The sequence below is a fragment of the Aeromonas sp. BIGb0445 genome (assembly GCF_024809075.1).
Taxonomy (GTDB): domain Bacteria; phylum Pseudomonadota; class Gammaproteobacteria; order Enterobacterales; family Aeromonadaceae; genus Aeromonas; species Aeromonas rivuli.
On record NZ_JANUES010000007.1, the window covers coordinates 135736 to 149841 of the forward strand.

Below are 14106 nucleotides of genomic sequence, written 5' to 3' on the forward strand. Positions count from 1 at the left end.
CGCAGTCTAGCAGTCTGACCCCGCTACTGTCGTTAGCTGGATGGGATTGGCGGCTGTCCGGAGGTCTGGGTCTCCGGGGAGAACCATTGCGGGTAAAAATTGCGCACTATCTGCACGAGTCAGCTTGCGCCAATTGAAAATATCCGTATAATTCCCCCCGCTTACCCATGAGGTAAGCCAGACGATATGTCTGCATGCTGAGCTTCCCGTTTACGAGTCGCCAGCCTTACAGTCCTCCCGATATGGGGGGAAACGTGAAAAATCACACCTCTGGCGGGATAATTCCCAGTCGGGCGGTGTTGATTTATGTTCTTTTATCTATTGGAGCTCTGTCAATGCAGAACCAAAGAATCCGTATTCGCCTGAAGGCTTTTGATCATCGTCTGATAGATCAGTCCACAGCGGAAATCGTTGAAACTGCAAAGCGCACTGGCGCGCAGGTTCGCGGTCCTATCCCGCTGCCGACTCGCAAAGAGCGCTTCACCGTCCTGATCTCCCCGCACGTCAACAAAGATGCGCGTGATCAGTACGAGATCCGCACTCACAAGCGTCTGGTAGACATCGTTGAGCCGACTGACAAGACCGTAGACGCCCTGATGCGTCTGGATCTGGCAGCCGGTGTAGACGTCCAGATCAGCCTGGGCTAATTACGGAAAGGATTGATAACAATGACAATCGGTCTTGTAGGTCGCAAAGTGGGTATGACTCGCATCTTCACTGAAGATGGCGTTTCTATCCCGGTGACTGTTATCGAAGTTGAAGCTAACCGTGTAACTCAGGTCAAATCTGTAGAAACCGATGGCTACAACGCTATTCAGGTTACCACTGGCGCCAAAAAAGCCAGCCGTGTGACCAAGCCGGAAGCGGGCCACTTCGCCAAAGCTGGTGTAGAAGCCGGTCGCGGTCTGTGGGAATTCCGTCTGAACAACGGTGAAACTTTCACTGTTGGCGGCGAGTTGAAAGTAGATCTTTTCGCTGACGTTAAGCTGGTAGATGTTACTGGCACATCCAAGGGTAAAGGTTTTGCCGGTACTGTTAAGCGCTGGAACTTCCGCACCCAGGATATGACCCACGGTAACTCCTTGTCTCACCGCGCTCCGGGTTCTATCGGTCAGAACCAATCCCCGGGTAAGGTATTCAAGGGCAAAAAGATGGCTGGTCACATGGGAGCTGAGCGTGTAACGACTCAGAACCTGGAACTGGTTCGTGTTGACGCTGAACGCAACCTGCTGCTCATCAAAGGTGCAGTACCGGGTGCTACCAACGGCAACGTGATCGTCAAACCTGCCGTTAAAGCGTAACGTCTGAGGAGATAGTAATGGAATTGGTAATGAAAGACGCCAAGAGCGCTCTTGAAGTTTCCGAGACTACCTTCGGGCGCGAATTCAACGAAGCTCTGGTTCACCAGGTCGTCGTTGCATATGCCGCAGGTGCCCGTCAGGGTACTCGCGCGCAGCTGACTCGCTCTGAAGTGTCTGGTGGCGGCAAAAAGCCGTGGCGTCAGAAGGGTACTGGTCGTGCCCGTGCTGGCTCCATCCGTTCGCCTATTTGGCGTTCCGGTGGTGTGACTTTTGCTGCTAAGCCGCAAGATCACAGCCAAAAAGTAAACAAGAAGATGTACCGCGGCGCTATCCGTAGCATCCTGTCCGAGCTGGTACGTCAAGAGCGCCTGATCGTTGTCGAGAAATTCGGCATCGAAGCGCCGAAGACCAAAGAACTGATCGCCAAGCTGAAAGAGATGGAACTGAAAGACGTTCTGATCGTGACTGCTGAAGTCGATGAGAACCTGTTCCTCGCCGCTCGCAACCTGTACAAGGTCGATGTGCGTGACGTAGCCGGTATCGACCCCGTCAGCTTGATCGCTTTCGACAAGGTTCTGATGACTGCTGATGCAGTTAAGCAAATCGAGGAGATGCTGGCATGATCCGCGAAGAGCGTCTGTTGAAAGTTCTGAAGGCTCCGCATATCTCTGAAAAGAGCACCATGGTCGCCGAGAAGCAGAACACTATCGTGTTCAAAATTGCTGTCGACGCCACCAAGGCGGAAGTCAAAGCTGCAGTTGCGAAACTGTTCGAGGTCGAAGTTGAGACCGTCCGTACCCTGAACATGAAGGGTAAGACCAAGCGCTCAGGTGCGCGTGTAGGCCGTCGTTCCGATTGGAAAAAGGCTTATGTGACCCTGAAAGCTGGTCAGGACATCGACTTCATGGGCGCAGCCGAGTAAGAGGAGTTCTGAAAAATGGCAATCGTTAAGTGCAAGCCTACTTCTCCGGGCCGCCGCCACGTCGTTAAGATCGTCAACCAAGAGCTGTACAAGGGCAAGCCCTTCGCCGCTCTGCTGGACAGCAAAAGCAAGTCCGGTGGTCGTAACAACAACGGTCGTATCACTACCCGTCATATCGGTGGTGGTCACAAGCAGCATTACCGTATCGTCGACTTCAAACGCGACAAAGACGGCATTCCTGCCAAAGTAGAGCGTCTGGAATACGATCCTAACCGTACCGCTAACATCGCCCTGGTGTTGTATGCAGACGGTGAGCGTCGTTACATCCTGGCCCCTAAAGGCCTGAAAGCTGGCGATCCGATCGCTTCTGGTGCTGATGCTGCCATCAAGGTGGGTAACTCCCTGCCGATGCGCAACATCCCGGTCGGTTCTACCGTTCACGCCGTTGAGATGAAACCTGGTAAAGGTGCCCAGCTGGCTCGTTCCGCTGGTACTTTCATCCAGATCCTGGCTCGTGAAGGTAACTATGTAACTCTGCGTCTGCGTTCCGGCGAAGTACGTAAAGTTCTGTCCGAGTGCCGCGCTACCATCGGCGAAGTGGGTAACTCCGAGCACATGTTGCGTCAACTGGGTAAAGCCGGTGCCAACCGCTGGCGTGGTATTCGTCCGACCGTTCGCGGTATGGCGATGAACCCGGTTGATCACCCGCACGGTGGTGGTGAAGGTCGTAACAAGGGCATGCAGCCTGTGTCCCCTTGGGGCCAGAAGGCTAAGGGCTTCAAGACCCGTAAGAACAAGCGTACCGACAAGTACATCGTACGTCGTCGTAACAAGTAATTGTTAACATAGAGGAATCACCATGCCACGTTCTCTCAAGAAGGGTCCATTTATTGACCTGCACTTGCTGAAGAAGGTAGAGAAAGCGGTGGAAAGCGGGGATAAAAAGCCGGTTAAAACCTGGTCCCGTCGCTCAATGATCATCCCGAACATGATCGGTTTGACCATCGCTGTCCATAATGGTCGTCAGCACGTTCCGGTTTTCGTTACCGAAGAAATGATCGGTCACAAACTGGGTGAATTCGCACCGACTCGTACTTATCGCGGCCATGCTGCTGATAAGAAGGCTAAGAAGCGCTAAGGGATAAATGATGGAAGCTATCGCTAAACACCGTTATGCCCGTACTTCTGCCCAGAAAGCTCGTCTGGTAGCCGATCAAGTACGTGGTCTGTCCGTAGACAAGGCTCTGACTCTCCTGACCTTCAGCCCGAAAAAGGCTGCAGTGCTGGTGAAGAAGGTGCTGGAATCTGCCATTGCAAACGCTGAGCACAACGAAGGCGCCGATATCGACGCCCTGCGTGTTGCTACTATCATGGTCGACGAAGGTCCCTCCATGAAGCGCATCCGTCCTCGTGCCAAAGGTCGCGCGGATCGTATCCTCAAGCGTACCGCTCACATCACTGTAGTGGTATCCGACGCTAAGGCTGGGAGATAAGCAATGGGTCAGAAAGTACATCCTAATGGCATTCGCCTGGGTATTACCAAGCCTTGGAATTCTACCTGGTTCGCGAACACCAAAGACTTCGCTGACAACCTGTACAGCGATTTCCAAGTACGCCAGTTCCTGACCAAGGAGCTGAAAAACGCTTCCTTGTCCAAGATCACCATCGAGCGTCCGGCCAAGAGCATCCGTGTGACTATTCACACTGCTCGTCCGGGTGTCGTGATCGGCAAGAAAGGCGAAGACGTTGAGAAACTGCGCAAAGCTGTCGCCGCTATCGCTGGCGTACCTGCACAGATCAACATTTCCGAAGTCCGCAAGCCGGAGCTGGATGGCAAACTTGTTGCTGACAGCATCACTTCCCAACTGGAACGTCGCGTAATGTTCCGTCGTGCTATGAAGCGCGCCGTACAAAACGCAATGCGCCTGGGTGCCAAGGGCATCAAAGTGGAAGTGTCTGGTCGTCTGGGCGGCGCTGAAATCGCGCGTACCGAATGGTACCGTGAAGGTCGTGTGCCTTTGCACACCCTGCGTGCCGACATCGACTACGCAACTTCTGAAGCCCACACCACCTACGGTGTGATCGGCGTTAAGGTTTGGATCTTCAAGGGCGAAGTTCTGGGTGGTCTGGCTGCAGTTAATGCTGCCGCTGCTCAAGAGCAAGCTCCTGCGAAGCCCAAGCGCGATAACAAACGCCGCGGTAAGTAAGGAGATTCGGTAAATGTTGCAACCAAAGCGTACTAAATTCCGCAAGACCCATAAGGGTCGTAACCGCGGTCTGGCCAACTCTGGTAACGAAGTATCCTTCGGTACCTTTGGCCTGAAGGCGACATCCCGTGGTCAACTGACTGCTCGTCAAATCGAAGCAGCCCGTCGTGCCATGACCCGTCACGTCAAGCGTCAGGGTAAAATCTGGATCCGTGTGTTCCCGGACAAACCCATTACCGAAAAGCCCCTCGAAGTTCGTATGGGTAAAGGTAAGGGTAACGTCGAATACTGGGTATGCCCGATCCAACCTGGCAAGGTTCTGTACGAGATGGACGGTGTTCCCGAGGCTCTGGCCCGTGAAGCATTCGCCCTGGCCGCTGCTAAGCTGTCCGTTCAGACCACTTTCGTAATTAAGACGGTGATGTGATGAAAGCTCAAGATCTGCGTCAAAAGAGCGTCGATGAACTGAACCAGGAGCTGCTGGGTCTGCTGCGTGAGCAATTCAACATGCGCATGCAAGCTTCCACTGGCCAACTGGCTCAGACTCACACTCTGAAGCAAGTGCGTCGTGACGTCGCACGTATCAAGACTGTACTGACTGAGAAGGCAGGTGCGTAATGACTGACAAAATCCGTACTCTGCAAGGTCGTGTAATTAGCGACAAGATGGATAAATCCATCACCGTCGCTATCGAGCGCAAGGTAAAGCACCCGATCTACGGTAAGATCATCAAGCGCACTACCAAGCTGCACGTACACGATGAGACCAACGAGTGTAAAGCTGGCGATCTCGTGGAAATCCGCGAGTGCCGTCCGCTGTCCAAGACCAAGTCTTGGACCCTGGTCGGGATCCTGGAAAAGGCTTAATCAGCCTTTTGTAGTCCAAACGGCCCCCATCGGGGGCCGTTTGTTTTTTAGGCTACCTTTTCCAATTTCTCTGTGTTATAGTTTCGCGCCTTTTGAAGGCAGCCAGATCCCGTAAGGGATAAGAAGTAAACAAAGCGGAGCACTAAAATGATCCAGATGCAAAGTATGCTGGGTGTAGCCGACAACTCCGGCGCTCGCAGTGTAATGTGTATTAAGGTTCTGGGTGGCTCGCACCGCCGTTATGCCGGCATCGGCGACATCATCAAAGTTTCCATCAAGGAAGCCATTCCTCGCGGTAAAGTGAAGAAAGGTGATGTATATAACGCGGTGGTCGTACGCACCCGTAAAGGCGTTCGTCGTCCGGACGGCTCAGTCATCCGTTTCGACAACAATGCGGCTGTTTTGCTTAACGGCAACCAACAGCCAATCGGTACTCGTATTTTTGGCCCGGTGACCCGTGAACTCCGTAATGAGAAGTTCATGAAGATTGTGTCCCTGGCACCCGAAGTACTGTAAGGAGTCGAACGATGGCAGCTAAAATCCGTCGCGAAGACGAAGTGATAGTTCTTACCGGCAAAGACAAGGGCAAGCGTGGCAAAGTCACTCAAGTTCTGATTGCTAAAGGTAAGGTTCTCGTGGAAGGCATCAACCAGGTGAAGAAACACCAGAAGCCGGTACCCGCTTTGGGTCAGGCTGGCGGTATCGTCACCAAAGAAGCCCCCCTCGATGTTTCAAATGTAGCACTGTTCAACTCTGCCACTGGCAAGGCTGACCGTGTTGGTTTCCGGATTGAAGACGGCAAAAAAGTTCGTTTCTTCAAGTCTACCGGCGAACTTGTGAAGTAATTGGAGTTTAACGATGGCGAAACTGCATGATTACTACAGATCCGATGTAGCACAAGAACTGTCAAAGCAGTTCGGTTACAAGACGATCATGCAAGTCCCTCGGATCGAGAAAATCACCCTGAACATGGGTGTTGGTGAGGCGATTTCTGATAAGAAACTGCTGGAAAATGCTGCTGCCGATATGGCTGCCATTTCCGGTCAGAAGCCGCTGATCACCAAAGCTCGCAAATCTGTTGCGGGCTTCAAGATTCGTGAAGGCTACCCGATAGGTTGTAAAGTAACCCTGCGTGGCGAGCGTATGTGGGAGTTCCTGGAACGGCTGATTTGCATCTCCGTACCGCGTATCCGTGACTTCCGTGGCCTGAATGCTAAAGCGTTCGATGGTCGTGGTAACTACTCCATGGGCGTGCGTGAGCAAATCATCTTCCCGGAAATCGACTATGACAAAGTCGATCGCGTCCGTGGTCTGGATATCACCATCACCACTTCCGCGAATACCGATGAAGAAGGCCGTGCTCTGCTGGCTGCCTTTAACTTCCCATTCCGCAAGTAAGGTTAGGGTTATGGCTAAAACATCCATGAAAGCACGTGAAGCAAAGCGTGCGAAGCTGGTAGCCAAGTTCGCCACTAAGCGAACCGAGCTGAAAGCTATCATCGTTGATATGAACGCTTCTGAAGAAGCGCGTTGGGATGCTGTCTTGCAACTGCAACAGCTGCCCCGTGATTCCAGTCCGTCCCGCCAGCGTAACCGTTGCAATATTACTGGTCGTCCGCACGGTTTCCTGCGCAAGTTTGGCCTGTCTCGCATCAAGGTGCGTGAGCATGCCATGAAGGGCGAAATTCCAGGTCTCAAAAAGGCCTCTTGGTAAGAATCTCGGGAGTTAGACTATGAGCATGCAAGATCCGATCGCGGACATGCTGACCCGCATCCGTAACGGTCAAGCGGCGAGCAAAGTTGCGGTTTCCATGCCTTCTTCCAAGCTGAAAGTGGCTATCGCCCACGTGCTGAAAGAAGAAGGTTACATCACTGGCTACTCCGTAGCTGGCGATGTGAAACCGGAACTGGAAATTGAACTGAAATATTTCCAGGGCAAACCGGTTGTAGAACTGATCCAACGCGTAAGCCGTCCCGGCCTGCGTATTTATAAGCGCACTACTGACCTGCCGAAAGTTATGGGCGGTCTCGGTGTTGCTATCGTGTCCACGTCTAAAGGTGTGATGACTGACCGTGCAGCTCGTAAAGCTTGCATGGGCGGTGAGATCATCTGCTACGTCGCTTAATAGGAGGTAGGATATGTCTCGTGTTGCTAAGGCACCCGTCACTATTCCTGCTGGCGTAGAGGTGACTCTGAACGGTCAGGAACTGTCCATCAAAGGTGGTAAAGGTTCCCTGGTTCGTTCTATTCACGCCGGTGTAGAAGTGACCAAAGAAGACAATGTACTCAAGTTCGCCCCGCGCGACGGCTCCACTGGTGCCGACGCTCAGGCTGGTACTGCACGTGCATTGGTCAACAACATGGTAATCGGTGTTACCCAAGGCTTCGAGCGTAAGCTGCAGCTGGTTGGTGTAGGTTATAAAGCCTCCATCAAGGGCAATGCTGTCGCGCTGGCCCTGGGCTTCTCTCACCCGGTTGAGCATGCGCTGCCGGCTGGTGTGACCGCTGAGTGTCCTACTGCTACTGAGATCATTCTCCGTGGTGTAGACAAGCAGATGGTTGGCCAAGTCGCCGCCGATATCCGTGCTTACCGCGCTCCGGAGCCCTACAAGGGCAAGGGTGTACGCTATGCCAACGAGCAAGTGCGTACTAAAGAAGCTAAGAAGAAGTAAGGTAACACTATGGACAAGAAAGCAGCTCGTCTCCGTCGTGCTACTCGTGCTCGGAAGAAGATGCAGGAACTGGGAGCAACCCGTCTGGTTGTTCACCGTACCCCGCGTCATATCTACGCGCAGGTAATCGCAGCCAACGGTTCCGAAGTTCTGGCCTCTGCTTCCACAGTAGAGAAAGCCATCAGTGAAGCAATCAAGTACTCCGGTAATGCAGATGCAGCTACCGCAGTCGGTAAAGCTATCGCTGAGCGAGCTATCGCCAAAGGCATTCAGAACGTATCTTTCGATCGTTCCGGTTTCAAGTATCACGGTCGTGTAGCCGCTCTGGCTACCGCTGCTCGTGACGCTGGTCTTCAGTTCTAAGCTAGGAGTCGAAGATGGCTAAAGTCGAATCTCAAGCCGGCGAACTGCAAGAAAAGCTGATTGCAGTAAACCGTGTTTCGAAAACTGTTAAAGGTGGTCGTATCATGTCCTTCACCGCGTTGACCGTGGTGGGTGATGGTAACGGCCGTGTAGGTTACGGTTACGGTAAGGCCCGTGAAGTTCCCGCCGCTATTCAAAAAGCGATGGAACAGGCTAAACGTAACCTGAGCAAGGTAGAACTGAACAATGGCACTCTGCACCACCCGGTGCAAGGCGTTCACTCTGGTTCCACCGTGTTCATGAAGCCGGCCTCTGAAGGTACTGGTATCATTGCAGGCGGCGCCATGCGTGCTGTGCTGGAAGTTGCTGGTATCCACAACGTGCTGGCAAAGACCTACGGTTCCACTAACCCGATCAACGTTGTTCGCGCAACTGTAGACGCTCTGGTACAGGGTCAATCCCCGGCCCAGATCGCTGCCAAGCGTGGTCTGCGCGTTGAAGAAATTCTGGGGTAATGCGACATGGCTAACACTGTAAAAGTAACTCAAACGCGCAGCTCTATCGGCCGTCTGCCTAAGCATAAGGCGACTCTGCGTGGTCTGGGTCTGCGTCGCATTGGTCACACCGTTGAGCTGGAGGATACTCCTTGCGTCCGTGGTATGATCAACCAGGTTTACTACATGGTTAAGGTGGAGGGCTAAGCATGCGTCTGAACACTCTGTCTCCGGCCCCAGGCTCTAAGTCTGTCAAGCACCGTCCAGGCCGTGGTATTGGTTCTGGTCTGGGCAAGACTGGTGGTCGTGGTGTTAAAGGTCAGACCTCTCGTTCCGGTGGCGGTAAAGTCCGCGCTGGTTTCGAAGGCGGCCAGATGCCTTTGAAAATCCGTCTGCCGAAGTTCGGTTTCTTCTCTCGCAAATCTTTGGTTTCTGCCGAAGTGCGTCTGAACGAAATCGCCATGGTAGAAGGTGATGTGGTCGATGTGAGCACTTTGAAGCAAGCCGGCGTTCTGACTAAGAACATCGTTTTCGCTAAAATTGTTCTGTCTGGCAACATTGACCGTGCTGTGACCGTTCGTGGTGTGTCCGTCACCAAAGGTGCACGTGCAGCCATCGAGGCCGCTGGCGGTAAAATCGAGGAATAATCAGTACAATGGCTAAGAAACCAGGATTGGATGTTAAAGCGCAGGGTGGTCTGAGCGAACTGAAGAGCCGTCTGCTCTTCGTTCTCGGGGCGATTATCGTTTTCCGTGCAGGCTCTTATGTGCCGATTCCTGGTATTGACGCCGCCGTACTGGCCGAGTTGTTCCAGCAACAGAAGGGCACCATCATTGAGATGTTCAACATGTTCAGTGGTGGTGCACTCTCGCGTGCTTCTATTCTTGCGTTGGGGATCATGCCGTACATTTCGGCGTCGATCATCATCCAGTTACTGACCGTGGTTCATCCCGCTCTTGCTGAACTCAAGAAAGAAGGTGAATCCGGCCGTCGCAAGATCAATCAGTATACCCGCTGGGGTACATTGATTTTGGGAACCTTCCAGGCCATTGGTATCGCAACCGGTCTGCCGAATATGATGCAAGGACTCGTGACTCATCCGGGTTTGGGCTTCTATTTCACGGCGGTTGTGAGTCTGGTTACCGGCACCATGTTTTTAATGTGGTTAGGTGAACAGATTACCGAGCGTGGTATCGGTAACGGCATCTCGTTGATTATTTTCACCGGGATCGTTGCTGGGCTGCCTCATGCCATTGGTGCTACGGCCGAACAGGCACGTCAAGGGGAATTGCACATCCTGCTGTTGTTGTTGCTGGGCTTGATTGTTTTCGCAGTGACTTACTTTGTGGTGTTCGTAGAGCGTGGTCAGCGTCGTATCGTCGTTAACTATGCAAAACGTCAACAAGGCCGCCAGGTATTTGCCGCGCAAAGCACACACCTGCCATTGAAAGTGAATATGGCCGGTGTGATTCCTGCGATTTTCGCATCCAGTATCATCCTCTTCCCAGGGACCATCACCTCTTGGTTTGGTCAGGGCGAGGGCAAGGTAGCAGACGTTCTGCAGCAGGTCTCTATGGTCCTGCAGCCGGGTCAGCCCTTGTATGAGATGCTGTATGCAGCAGCCATTATCTTCTTCTGTTTCTTCTATACTGCGTTGGTGTTCAATCCACGCGAGACGGCAGATAACCTGAAGAAGAGTGGAGCCTTTATCCCGGGGATCCGCCCGGGCGAGCAGACAGCACGTTATATCGATAAGGTTATGACTCGCCTGACATTGGCAGGTGCACTCTATATAACCTTTATCTGTCTGGTACCCCAGTTCCTGATGACTGCCTGGAACGTACAGTTCTATTTCGGCGGCACTTCGCTGCTGATTATCGTGGTGGTTATCATGGACTTCATGGCTCAGGTACAAACCCATATGATGTCTCATCAATATGGCGACGTCCTGAGGAAGGCCAACCTGAAGGGCTACGGCCGCTAAAGGTCGGCGTAGTTACGGAGTTAAGCAATGAAAGTTCGTGCTTCCGTTAAGGCAATCTGCCGTAACTGCAAAATCATCAAGCGTCACGGTGTGGTGCGTGTGATTTGCAGCGAGCCAAAGCATAAACAGCGCCAAGGCTAATTTTTTACGGTTAGGACTTGCAACAAACAGTTGTGCTGGCTAATATAGCCAGCCAACTTTTGTTGTGTATTGGTTGACCGCCACGTATCCGCTCACGGGCTTTGTGGTGGTCGTTATCTACTCTATGTAGGAGTGAACAGTGGCCCGTATCGCTGGCATTAACATTCCTGACCATAAGCATGCAGTCATTGCGTTGACTGCGATTTATGGCGTCGGTCGTACCCGCTCCAAGGCCATCTGTGCCGCAGCCGGTATCGCTGAGAATGTGAAAATTAAAGACTTGGACGAAGCTCAGATCGAGAGTCTGCGCGAGCAAGTAGGTAAATTCACCGTTGAAGGTGACTTGCGTCGTCAGATATCCATGAACATCAAACGCTTGATGGATCTGGGTTGCTACCGTGGTTTGCGTCACCGTCGTAGCCTGCCTGTTCGTGGTCAACGTACCAAGACCAATGCTCGTACCCGTAAGGGTCCGCGCAAGGCTATCAAGAAGTAACGGGAAGGTAGAAAATGGCTAAAACTCCGACTCGTGCTCGCAAGCGCGTTAAAAAGCAAGTGAGCGACGGTATTGCACACGTTCATGCATCTTTCAACAACACAATCGTGACCATTACTGACCGTCAGGGCAATGCTCTGTCATGGGCTACCTCTGGTGGTTCAGGTTTCCGTGGTTCCCGTAAGTCCACTCCGTTTGCTGCCCAGGTAGCTGCTGAGCGTGCTGGTGAGATCGCCAAAGAATACGGCGTGAAGAACCTGGAAGTCATGGTCAAAGGTCCGGGTCCCGGTCGAGAGTCCTCCATCCGCGCGCTGAACGCGGCTGGTTTCCGCATCACTAATATTACTGATGTGACTCCGATCCCGCACAACGGTTGTCGTCCTCCCAAGAAGCGCCGCGTATAACGCTGTTGCTTATTGGTCTAGGATTGTTGGAGAAAGAAGATGGCAAGATATATCGGTCCTAAGCTTAAGCTTAGCCGTCGTGAGGGCACCGACCTCTTCCTGAAGTCAGGTGTTCGTGCGATAGATTCCAAGTGCAAGATTGACACTGCTCCTGGTCAACACGGTGCGCGTAAAGCGCGTCTGTCTGACTACGGCGTGCAACTGCGCGAGAAACAAAAAGTTCGTCGTATCTACGGCGTGTTGGAAAAACAGTTCCGCAACTACTACCGCGATGCTGCCCGTCAAAAAGGCAACACCGGCGAAAACCTGTTGCAGCTGCTGGAAGGTCGTTTGGATAACGTCGTTTATCGCATGGGCTTTGGCGCTACCCGCGCTGAATCACGTCAGCTGGTGAGCCACAAGGCTATCCTGGTAAACGGTCGCGTTGTTAACATTCCTTCTTTCCAGGTTTCCCCTGAGGACGTGATCTGCGTTCGTGAGAAGGCTAAGAAGCAAGCGCGTATCAAAGCTTCCCTGGAAGTTGCTGGTCAGCGTGAGAAGCCGACTTGGGTAGAGGTTGATACCGCTAAAATGGAAGGTGCCTTCAAGCGCCTGCCAGAGCGTTCTGACCTGTCTGCCGACATTAACGAGCAGCTGATCGTCGAGCTTTACTCCAAGTAAAGCTAGCTTCTAAAGAGAGGACACAATGCTGGGTTCTGTAACAGATTTTCTTAAGCCGCGGCTAGTTGACATCGAGCAAGTTAGCCCGACTCACGCAAAAGTGACTCTTGAGCCACTTGAGCGTGGTTTTGGTCACACGCTGGGTAACGCCCTGCGTCGTATTTTGCTGTCATCTATGCCCGGTTGTGCAGTCACAGAAGTCGAGATCGACGGCGTGCTGCATGAGTACAGCAGCAAAGAAGGTGTACAGGAAGACATTCTTGAAATCCTGCTCAACCTGAAAGGTATCGCTGTGAAGCTGGAAGGCAAGGACGAGGTAACTCTGTCCCTGACCAAGTCTGGAACAGGCCCCGTTACCGCAGGTGATATCACTCACGGTGATGAAGTCGAGATTGTTAACCCGGAGCACGTAATCTGCCACCTGACTGGTGCAAACGCTGAGATCAGCATGCGCCTGAAAGTTCAGCGCGGTCGTGGTTATGTGCCTGCTTCTGCTCGTGTTCACAACGATGATGAAGAGCGTCCTATCGGTCGCCTGTTGCTGGACTCTGCGTTCAGCCCCATCGTTCGTATTGCCTACAATGTTGAGGCAGCACGTGTGGAACAGCGTACCGACTTGGACAAGCTGGTCATCGACATGGAGACCAATGGTACTCTGGATCCTGAAGAAGCTATCCGTCGTTCTGCCACTATTCTGGCTGAGCAACTGGAAGCCTTCGTGGATCTGCGCGATGTCAGCGTGCCCGAGAAGAAAGAAGAGAAACCCGAGTTCGATCCGATCCTGCTGCGTCCTGTCGATGATTTGGAGCTGACAGTTCGTTCTGCGAACTGTCTGAAGGCAGAAGCTATCCACTATATTGGTGATCTGGTACAGCGTACCGAGGTTGAGTTGCTTAAGACTCCCAACCTCGGTAAGAAGTCCCTGACTGAGATCAAGGATGTGTTGGCCTCCCGTGGTCTGTCTCTTGGCATGCGCCTTGAGAATTGGCCGCCCGCCAGCATCGCTGACGAGTAATCCAGATTACGGGTTTCACAGATTTAGTTAGAAGGATAAGGTCATGCGCCATCGTTTGAGTGGTCGTCAACTGAACCGGAACAGCAGCCATCGTCAGGCTATGTTCCGCAACATGGCCAGCTCCCTGGTTCGTCATGAGATCATCAAGACGACTCTGCCTAAGGCAAAAGAGCTGCGTCGTGTCGTTGAACCGCTGATCACCCTTGCCAAGACCGATAGCGTTGCTAATCGTCGTCTGGCATTTGCCCGCACTCGCGACAACGCGATTGTGGCTAAGCTGTTCAATGAACTGGGCCCGCGCTACCTGGAGCGCGCCGGCGGTTATACTCGCATTTTGAAATGCGGTTTCCGTGCCGGCGACAACGCTCCGATGGCTTACATCGAGCTGGTAGACCGCCCGGCCGCTGCTGAAGCAGCTGCTGAGTGATAAAGAAAAAGCCGGGCTTGTCCCGGCTTTTCTTTTAATGGAACCTGATACTGCCTCAACTGCCTCAACTGCCTCAACTGCCTCAACTGCCTCAACTGCCTCAACTGCCTCAACTGCCTCAACTGCCTCAACTGCCTCAACTGCCTCAACTGC

At 52.9% G+C, this 14106-nt stretch carries 28 protein-coding genes; all 28 read left to right on the forward strand.

The annotated features are described in order from the left end of the window. Positions 1-335 precede the first annotated feature (335 nt). The 28 genes from rpsJ (at position 336) to rplQ (ending at position 13953) form a co-directional block, all read left to right on the forward strand. Positions 336-647: a 30S ribosomal protein S10 gene (gene rpsJ / locus M2367_RS14765; RefSeq protein WP_005307944.1), complete on the forward strand. Its 312-nt coding sequence runs from the start codon at positions 336-338 to the stop codon at positions 645-647. A 21-nt stretch (positions 648-668) separates the two neighbouring features. After that, positions 669-1301 (forward strand): 50S ribosomal protein L3, encoded by a 633-nt coding sequence (gene rplC / locus M2367_RS14770; protein WP_042042661.1) that lies wholly within the window; start codon positions 669-671, stop codon positions 1299-1301. Between the two features lie 17 nt (positions 1302-1318). After that, on the forward strand, positions 1319-1924 hold the full coding sequence (rplD, locus tag M2367_RS14775; protein WP_005890881.1) for a 50S ribosomal protein L4: 606 nt from the start codon (positions 1319-1321) through the stop codon (positions 1922-1924). Then, the gene (rplW, locus tag M2367_RS14780) at positions 1921-2223 is read left to right on the forward strand and encodes a 50S ribosomal protein L23 (RefSeq protein ID WP_005319747.1); all 303 of its coding nucleotides are present in this window, start codon (positions 1921-1923) and stop codon (positions 2221-2223) included. The genes rplD and rplW overlap by 4 nt, the downstream gene beginning before the upstream one ends. Positions 2224-2238: 15 nt before the next feature. Next, positions 2239-3060 carry a 50S ribosomal protein L2 gene (gene rplB / locus M2367_RS14785; protein ID WP_042042663.1) on the forward strand — a complete coding sequence of 274 codons (822 nt, stop codon included), beginning with the start codon at positions 2239-2241 and terminating at the stop codon, positions 3058-3060. Between the two features lie 22 nt (positions 3061-3082). Next, positions 3083-3361 carry a 30S ribosomal protein S19 gene (gene rpsS / locus M2367_RS14790; RefSeq protein WP_005307960.1) on the forward strand — a complete coding sequence of 93 codons (279 nt, stop codon included), beginning with the start codon at positions 3083-3085 and terminating at the stop codon, positions 3359-3361. Positions 3362-3371: 10 nt separating this feature from the next. Then, the gene (gene rplV, locus M2367_RS14795; protein WP_005890899.1) at positions 3372-3716 is read left to right on the forward strand and encodes a 50S ribosomal protein L22; all 345 of its coding nucleotides are present in this window, start codon (positions 3372-3374) and stop codon (positions 3714-3716) included. A 3-nt stretch (positions 3717-3719) separates the two neighbouring features. Further along, positions 3720-4430, forward strand: a complete 711-nt coding sequence (rpsC, locus tag M2367_RS14800; protein ID WP_005890900.1) for a 30S ribosomal protein S3 — start codon at positions 3720-3722, stop codon at positions 4428-4430. Positions 4431-4443: 13 nt separating this feature from the next. Further along, on the forward strand, positions 4444-4857 hold the full coding sequence (rplP, locus tag M2367_RS14805; RefSeq protein ID WP_005307963.1) for a 50S ribosomal protein L16: 414 nt from the start codon (positions 4444-4446) through the stop codon (positions 4855-4857). Continuing rightward, positions 4857-5048: a 50S ribosomal protein L29 gene (gene rpmC, locus M2367_RS14810; RefSeq protein ID WP_005319733.1), complete on the forward strand. Its 192-nt coding sequence runs from the start codon at positions 4857-4859 to the stop codon at positions 5046-5048. Before rplP ends, rpmC begins: the two co-directional genes overlap by 1 nt. Next, on the forward strand, positions 5048-5296 hold the full coding sequence (gene rpsQ, locus M2367_RS14815) for a 30S ribosomal protein S17 (protein ID WP_005890905.1): 249 nt from the start codon (positions 5048-5050) through the stop codon (positions 5294-5296). The genes rpmC and rpsQ overlap by 1 nt, the downstream gene beginning before the upstream one ends. Before the next feature lie 147 nt (positions 5297-5443). Continuing rightward, positions 5444-5812, forward strand: a complete 369-nt coding sequence (gene rplN, locus M2367_RS14820) for a 50S ribosomal protein L14 (protein WP_005890908.1) — start codon at positions 5444-5446, stop codon at positions 5810-5812. Positions 5813-5823: 11 nt separating this feature from the next. After that, entirely contained in the window at positions 5824-6141 is a 318-nt protein-coding gene (rplX, locus tag M2367_RS14825) for a 50S ribosomal protein L24 (RefSeq protein ID WP_005890910.1), read from the forward strand. Between the two features lie 13 nt (positions 6142-6154). Continuing rightward, on the forward strand, positions 6155-6694 hold the full coding sequence (gene rplE, locus M2367_RS14830; RefSeq protein WP_005890912.1) for a 50S ribosomal protein L5: 540 nt from the start codon (positions 6155-6157) through the stop codon (positions 6692-6694). Between the two features lie 10 nt (positions 6695-6704). Further along, positions 6705-7010: a 30S ribosomal protein S14 gene (gene rpsN / locus M2367_RS14835; protein ID WP_005319722.1), complete on the forward strand. Its 306-nt coding sequence runs from the start codon at positions 6705-6707 to the stop codon at positions 7008-7010. 19 nt (positions 7011-7029) lie between these two features. Beyond that, positions 7030-7422: a 30S ribosomal protein S8 gene (rpsH, locus tag M2367_RS14840; protein ID WP_005890915.1), complete on the forward strand. Its 393-nt coding sequence runs from the start codon at positions 7030-7032 to the stop codon at positions 7420-7422. A 13-nt stretch (positions 7423-7435) separates the two neighbouring features. After that, entirely contained in the window at positions 7436-7969 is a 534-nt protein-coding gene (gene rplF, locus M2367_RS14845; protein WP_005890917.1) for a 50S ribosomal protein L6, read from the forward strand. 9 nt (positions 7970-7978) lie between these two features. Continuing rightward, the gene (gene rplR / locus M2367_RS14850; protein ID WP_005890919.1) at positions 7979-8332 is read left to right on the forward strand and encodes a 50S ribosomal protein L18; all 354 of its coding nucleotides are present in this window, start codon (positions 7979-7981) and stop codon (positions 8330-8332) included. Positions 8333-8346: 14 nt separating this feature from the next. Next, entirely contained in the window at positions 8347-8847 is a 501-nt protein-coding gene (rpsE, locus tag M2367_RS14855; RefSeq protein ID WP_005890922.1) for a 30S ribosomal protein S5, read from the forward strand. A gap of 6 nt (positions 8848-8853) precedes the next feature. After that, positions 8854-9033: a 50S ribosomal protein L30 gene (gene rpmD, locus M2367_RS14860; RefSeq protein WP_005307985.1), complete on the forward strand. Its 180-nt coding sequence runs from the start codon at positions 8854-8856 to the stop codon at positions 9031-9033. A 2-nt stretch (positions 9034-9035) separates the two neighbouring features. Then, positions 9036-9473, forward strand: a complete 438-nt coding sequence (rplO, locus tag M2367_RS14865) for a 50S ribosomal protein L15 (protein ID WP_005890925.1) — start codon at positions 9036-9038, stop codon at positions 9471-9473. Positions 9474-9481: 8 nt separating this feature from the next. Further along, on the forward strand, positions 9482-10810 hold the full coding sequence (gene secY, locus M2367_RS14870; protein ID WP_005890927.1) for a preprotein translocase subunit SecY: 1329 nt from the start codon (positions 9482-9484) through the stop codon (positions 10808-10810). Between the two features lie 27 nt (positions 10811-10837). After that, positions 10838-10951, forward strand: a complete 114-nt coding sequence (gene rpmJ, locus M2367_RS14875; RefSeq protein WP_005319705.1) for a 50S ribosomal protein L36 — start codon at positions 10838-10840, stop codon at positions 10949-10951. Positions 10952-11090: 139 nt separating this feature from the next. After that, the gene (gene rpsM, locus M2367_RS14880; RefSeq protein WP_005307991.1) at positions 11091-11447 is read left to right on the forward strand and encodes a 30S ribosomal protein S13; all 357 of its coding nucleotides are present in this window, start codon (positions 11091-11093) and stop codon (positions 11445-11447) included. Positions 11448-11461: 14 nt separating this feature from the next. Further along, positions 11462-11851, forward strand: a complete 390-nt coding sequence (rpsK, locus tag M2367_RS14885) for a 30S ribosomal protein S11 (protein WP_005319702.1) — start codon at positions 11462-11464, stop codon at positions 11849-11851. A 39-nt stretch (positions 11852-11890) separates the two neighbouring features. Further along, positions 11891-12511 (forward strand): 30S ribosomal protein S4, encoded by a 621-nt coding sequence (rpsD, locus tag M2367_RS14890; RefSeq protein WP_005890929.1) that lies wholly within the window; start codon positions 11891-11893, stop codon positions 12509-12511. Between the two features lie 25 nt (positions 12512-12536). After that, positions 12537-13526 (forward strand): DNA-directed RNA polymerase subunit alpha, encoded by a 990-nt coding sequence (locus M2367_RS14895; RefSeq protein ID WP_005307997.1) that lies wholly within the window; start codon positions 12537-12539, stop codon positions 13524-13526. Between the two features lie 43 nt (positions 13527-13569). Continuing rightward, positions 13570-13953, forward strand: coding sequence for a 50S ribosomal protein L17 (gene rplQ, locus M2367_RS14900; protein ID WP_005307999.1), 384 nt, complete (start codon positions 13570-13572; stop codon positions 13951-13953). The last annotated feature ends 153 nt before the right edge of the window (positions 13954-14106 follow it).

Coding starts and splice junctions, on each gene's coding strand:
- rpsJ (WP_005307944.1), top strand. CDS start 336: ATGCAGAACCAAAGAATCCGTATTCGCCTGAAGGCTTTTGATCATCGT.
- rplC (WP_042042661.1), top strand. CDS start 669: ATGACAATCGGTCTTGTAGGTCGCAAAGTGGGTATGACTCGCATCTTC.
- rplD (WP_005890881.1), top strand. CDS start 1,319: ATGGAATTGGTAATGAAAGACGCCAAGAGCGCTCTTGAAGTTTCCGAG.
- rplW (WP_005319747.1), top strand. CDS start 1,921: ATGATCCGCGAAGAGCGTCTGTTGAAAGTTCTGAAGGCTCCGCATATC.
- rplB (WP_042042663.1), top strand. CDS start 2,239: ATGGCAATCGTTAAGTGCAAGCCTACTTCTCCGGGCCGCCGCCACGTC.
- rpsS (WP_005307960.1), top strand. CDS start 3,083: ATGCCACGTTCTCTCAAGAAGGGTCCATTTATTGACCTGCACTTGCTG.
- rplV (WP_005890899.1), top strand. CDS start 3,372: ATGGAAGCTATCGCTAAACACCGTTATGCCCGTACTTCTGCCCAGAAA.
- rpsC (WP_005890900.1), top strand. CDS start 3,720: ATGGGTCAGAAAGTACATCCTAATGGCATTCGCCTGGGTATTACCAAG.
- rplP (WP_005307963.1), top strand. CDS start 4,444: ATGTTGCAACCAAAGCGTACTAAATTCCGCAAGACCCATAAGGGTCGT.
- rpmC (WP_005319733.1), top strand. CDS start 4,857: ATGAAAGCTCAAGATCTGCGTCAAAAGAGCGTCGATGAACTGAACCAG.
- rpsQ (WP_005890905.1), top strand. CDS start 5,048: ATGACTGACAAAATCCGTACTCTGCAAGGTCGTGTAATTAGCGACAAG.
- rplN (WP_005890908.1), top strand. CDS start 5,444: ATGATCCAGATGCAAAGTATGCTGGGTGTAGCCGACAACTCCGGCGCT.
- rplX (WP_005890910.1), top strand. CDS start 5,824: ATGGCAGCTAAAATCCGTCGCGAAGACGAAGTGATAGTTCTTACCGGC.
- rplE (WP_005890912.1), top strand. CDS start 6,155: ATGGCGAAACTGCATGATTACTACAGATCCGATGTAGCACAAGAACTG.
- rpsN (WP_005319722.1), top strand. CDS start 6,705: ATGGCTAAAACATCCATGAAAGCACGTGAAGCAAAGCGTGCGAAGCTG.
- rpsH (WP_005890915.1), top strand. CDS start 7,030: ATGAGCATGCAAGATCCGATCGCGGACATGCTGACCCGCATCCGTAAC.
- rplF (WP_005890917.1), top strand. CDS start 7,436: ATGTCTCGTGTTGCTAAGGCACCCGTCACTATTCCTGCTGGCGTAGAG.
- rplR (WP_005890919.1), top strand. CDS start 7,979: ATGGACAAGAAAGCAGCTCGTCTCCGTCGTGCTACTCGTGCTCGGAAG.
- rpsE (WP_005890922.1), top strand. CDS start 8,347: ATGGCTAAAGTCGAATCTCAAGCCGGCGAACTGCAAGAAAAGCTGATT.
- rpmD (WP_005307985.1), top strand. CDS start 8,854: ATGGCTAACACTGTAAAAGTAACTCAAACGCGCAGCTCTATCGGCCGT.
- rplO (WP_005890925.1), top strand. CDS start 9,036: ATGCGTCTGAACACTCTGTCTCCGGCCCCAGGCTCTAAGTCTGTCAAG.
- secY (WP_005890927.1), top strand. CDS start 9,482: ATGGCTAAGAAACCAGGATTGGATGTTAAAGCGCAGGGTGGTCTGAGC.
- rpmJ (WP_005319705.1), top strand. CDS start 10,838: ATGAAAGTTCGTGCTTCCGTTAAGGCAATCTGCCGTAACTGCAAAATC.
- rpsK (WP_005319702.1), top strand. CDS start 11,462: ATGGCTAAAACTCCGACTCGTGCTCGCAAGCGCGTTAAAAAGCAAGTG.
- rpsD (WP_005890929.1), top strand. CDS start 11,891: ATGGCAAGATATATCGGTCCTAAGCTTAAGCTTAGCCGTCGTGAGGGC.
- M2367_RS14895 (WP_005307997.1), top strand. CDS start 12,537: ATGCTGGGTTCTGTAACAGATTTTCTTAAGCCGCGGCTAGTTGACATC.
- rplQ (WP_005307999.1), top strand. CDS start 13,570: ATGCGCCATCGTTTGAGTGGTCGTCAACTGAACCGGAACAGCAGCCAT.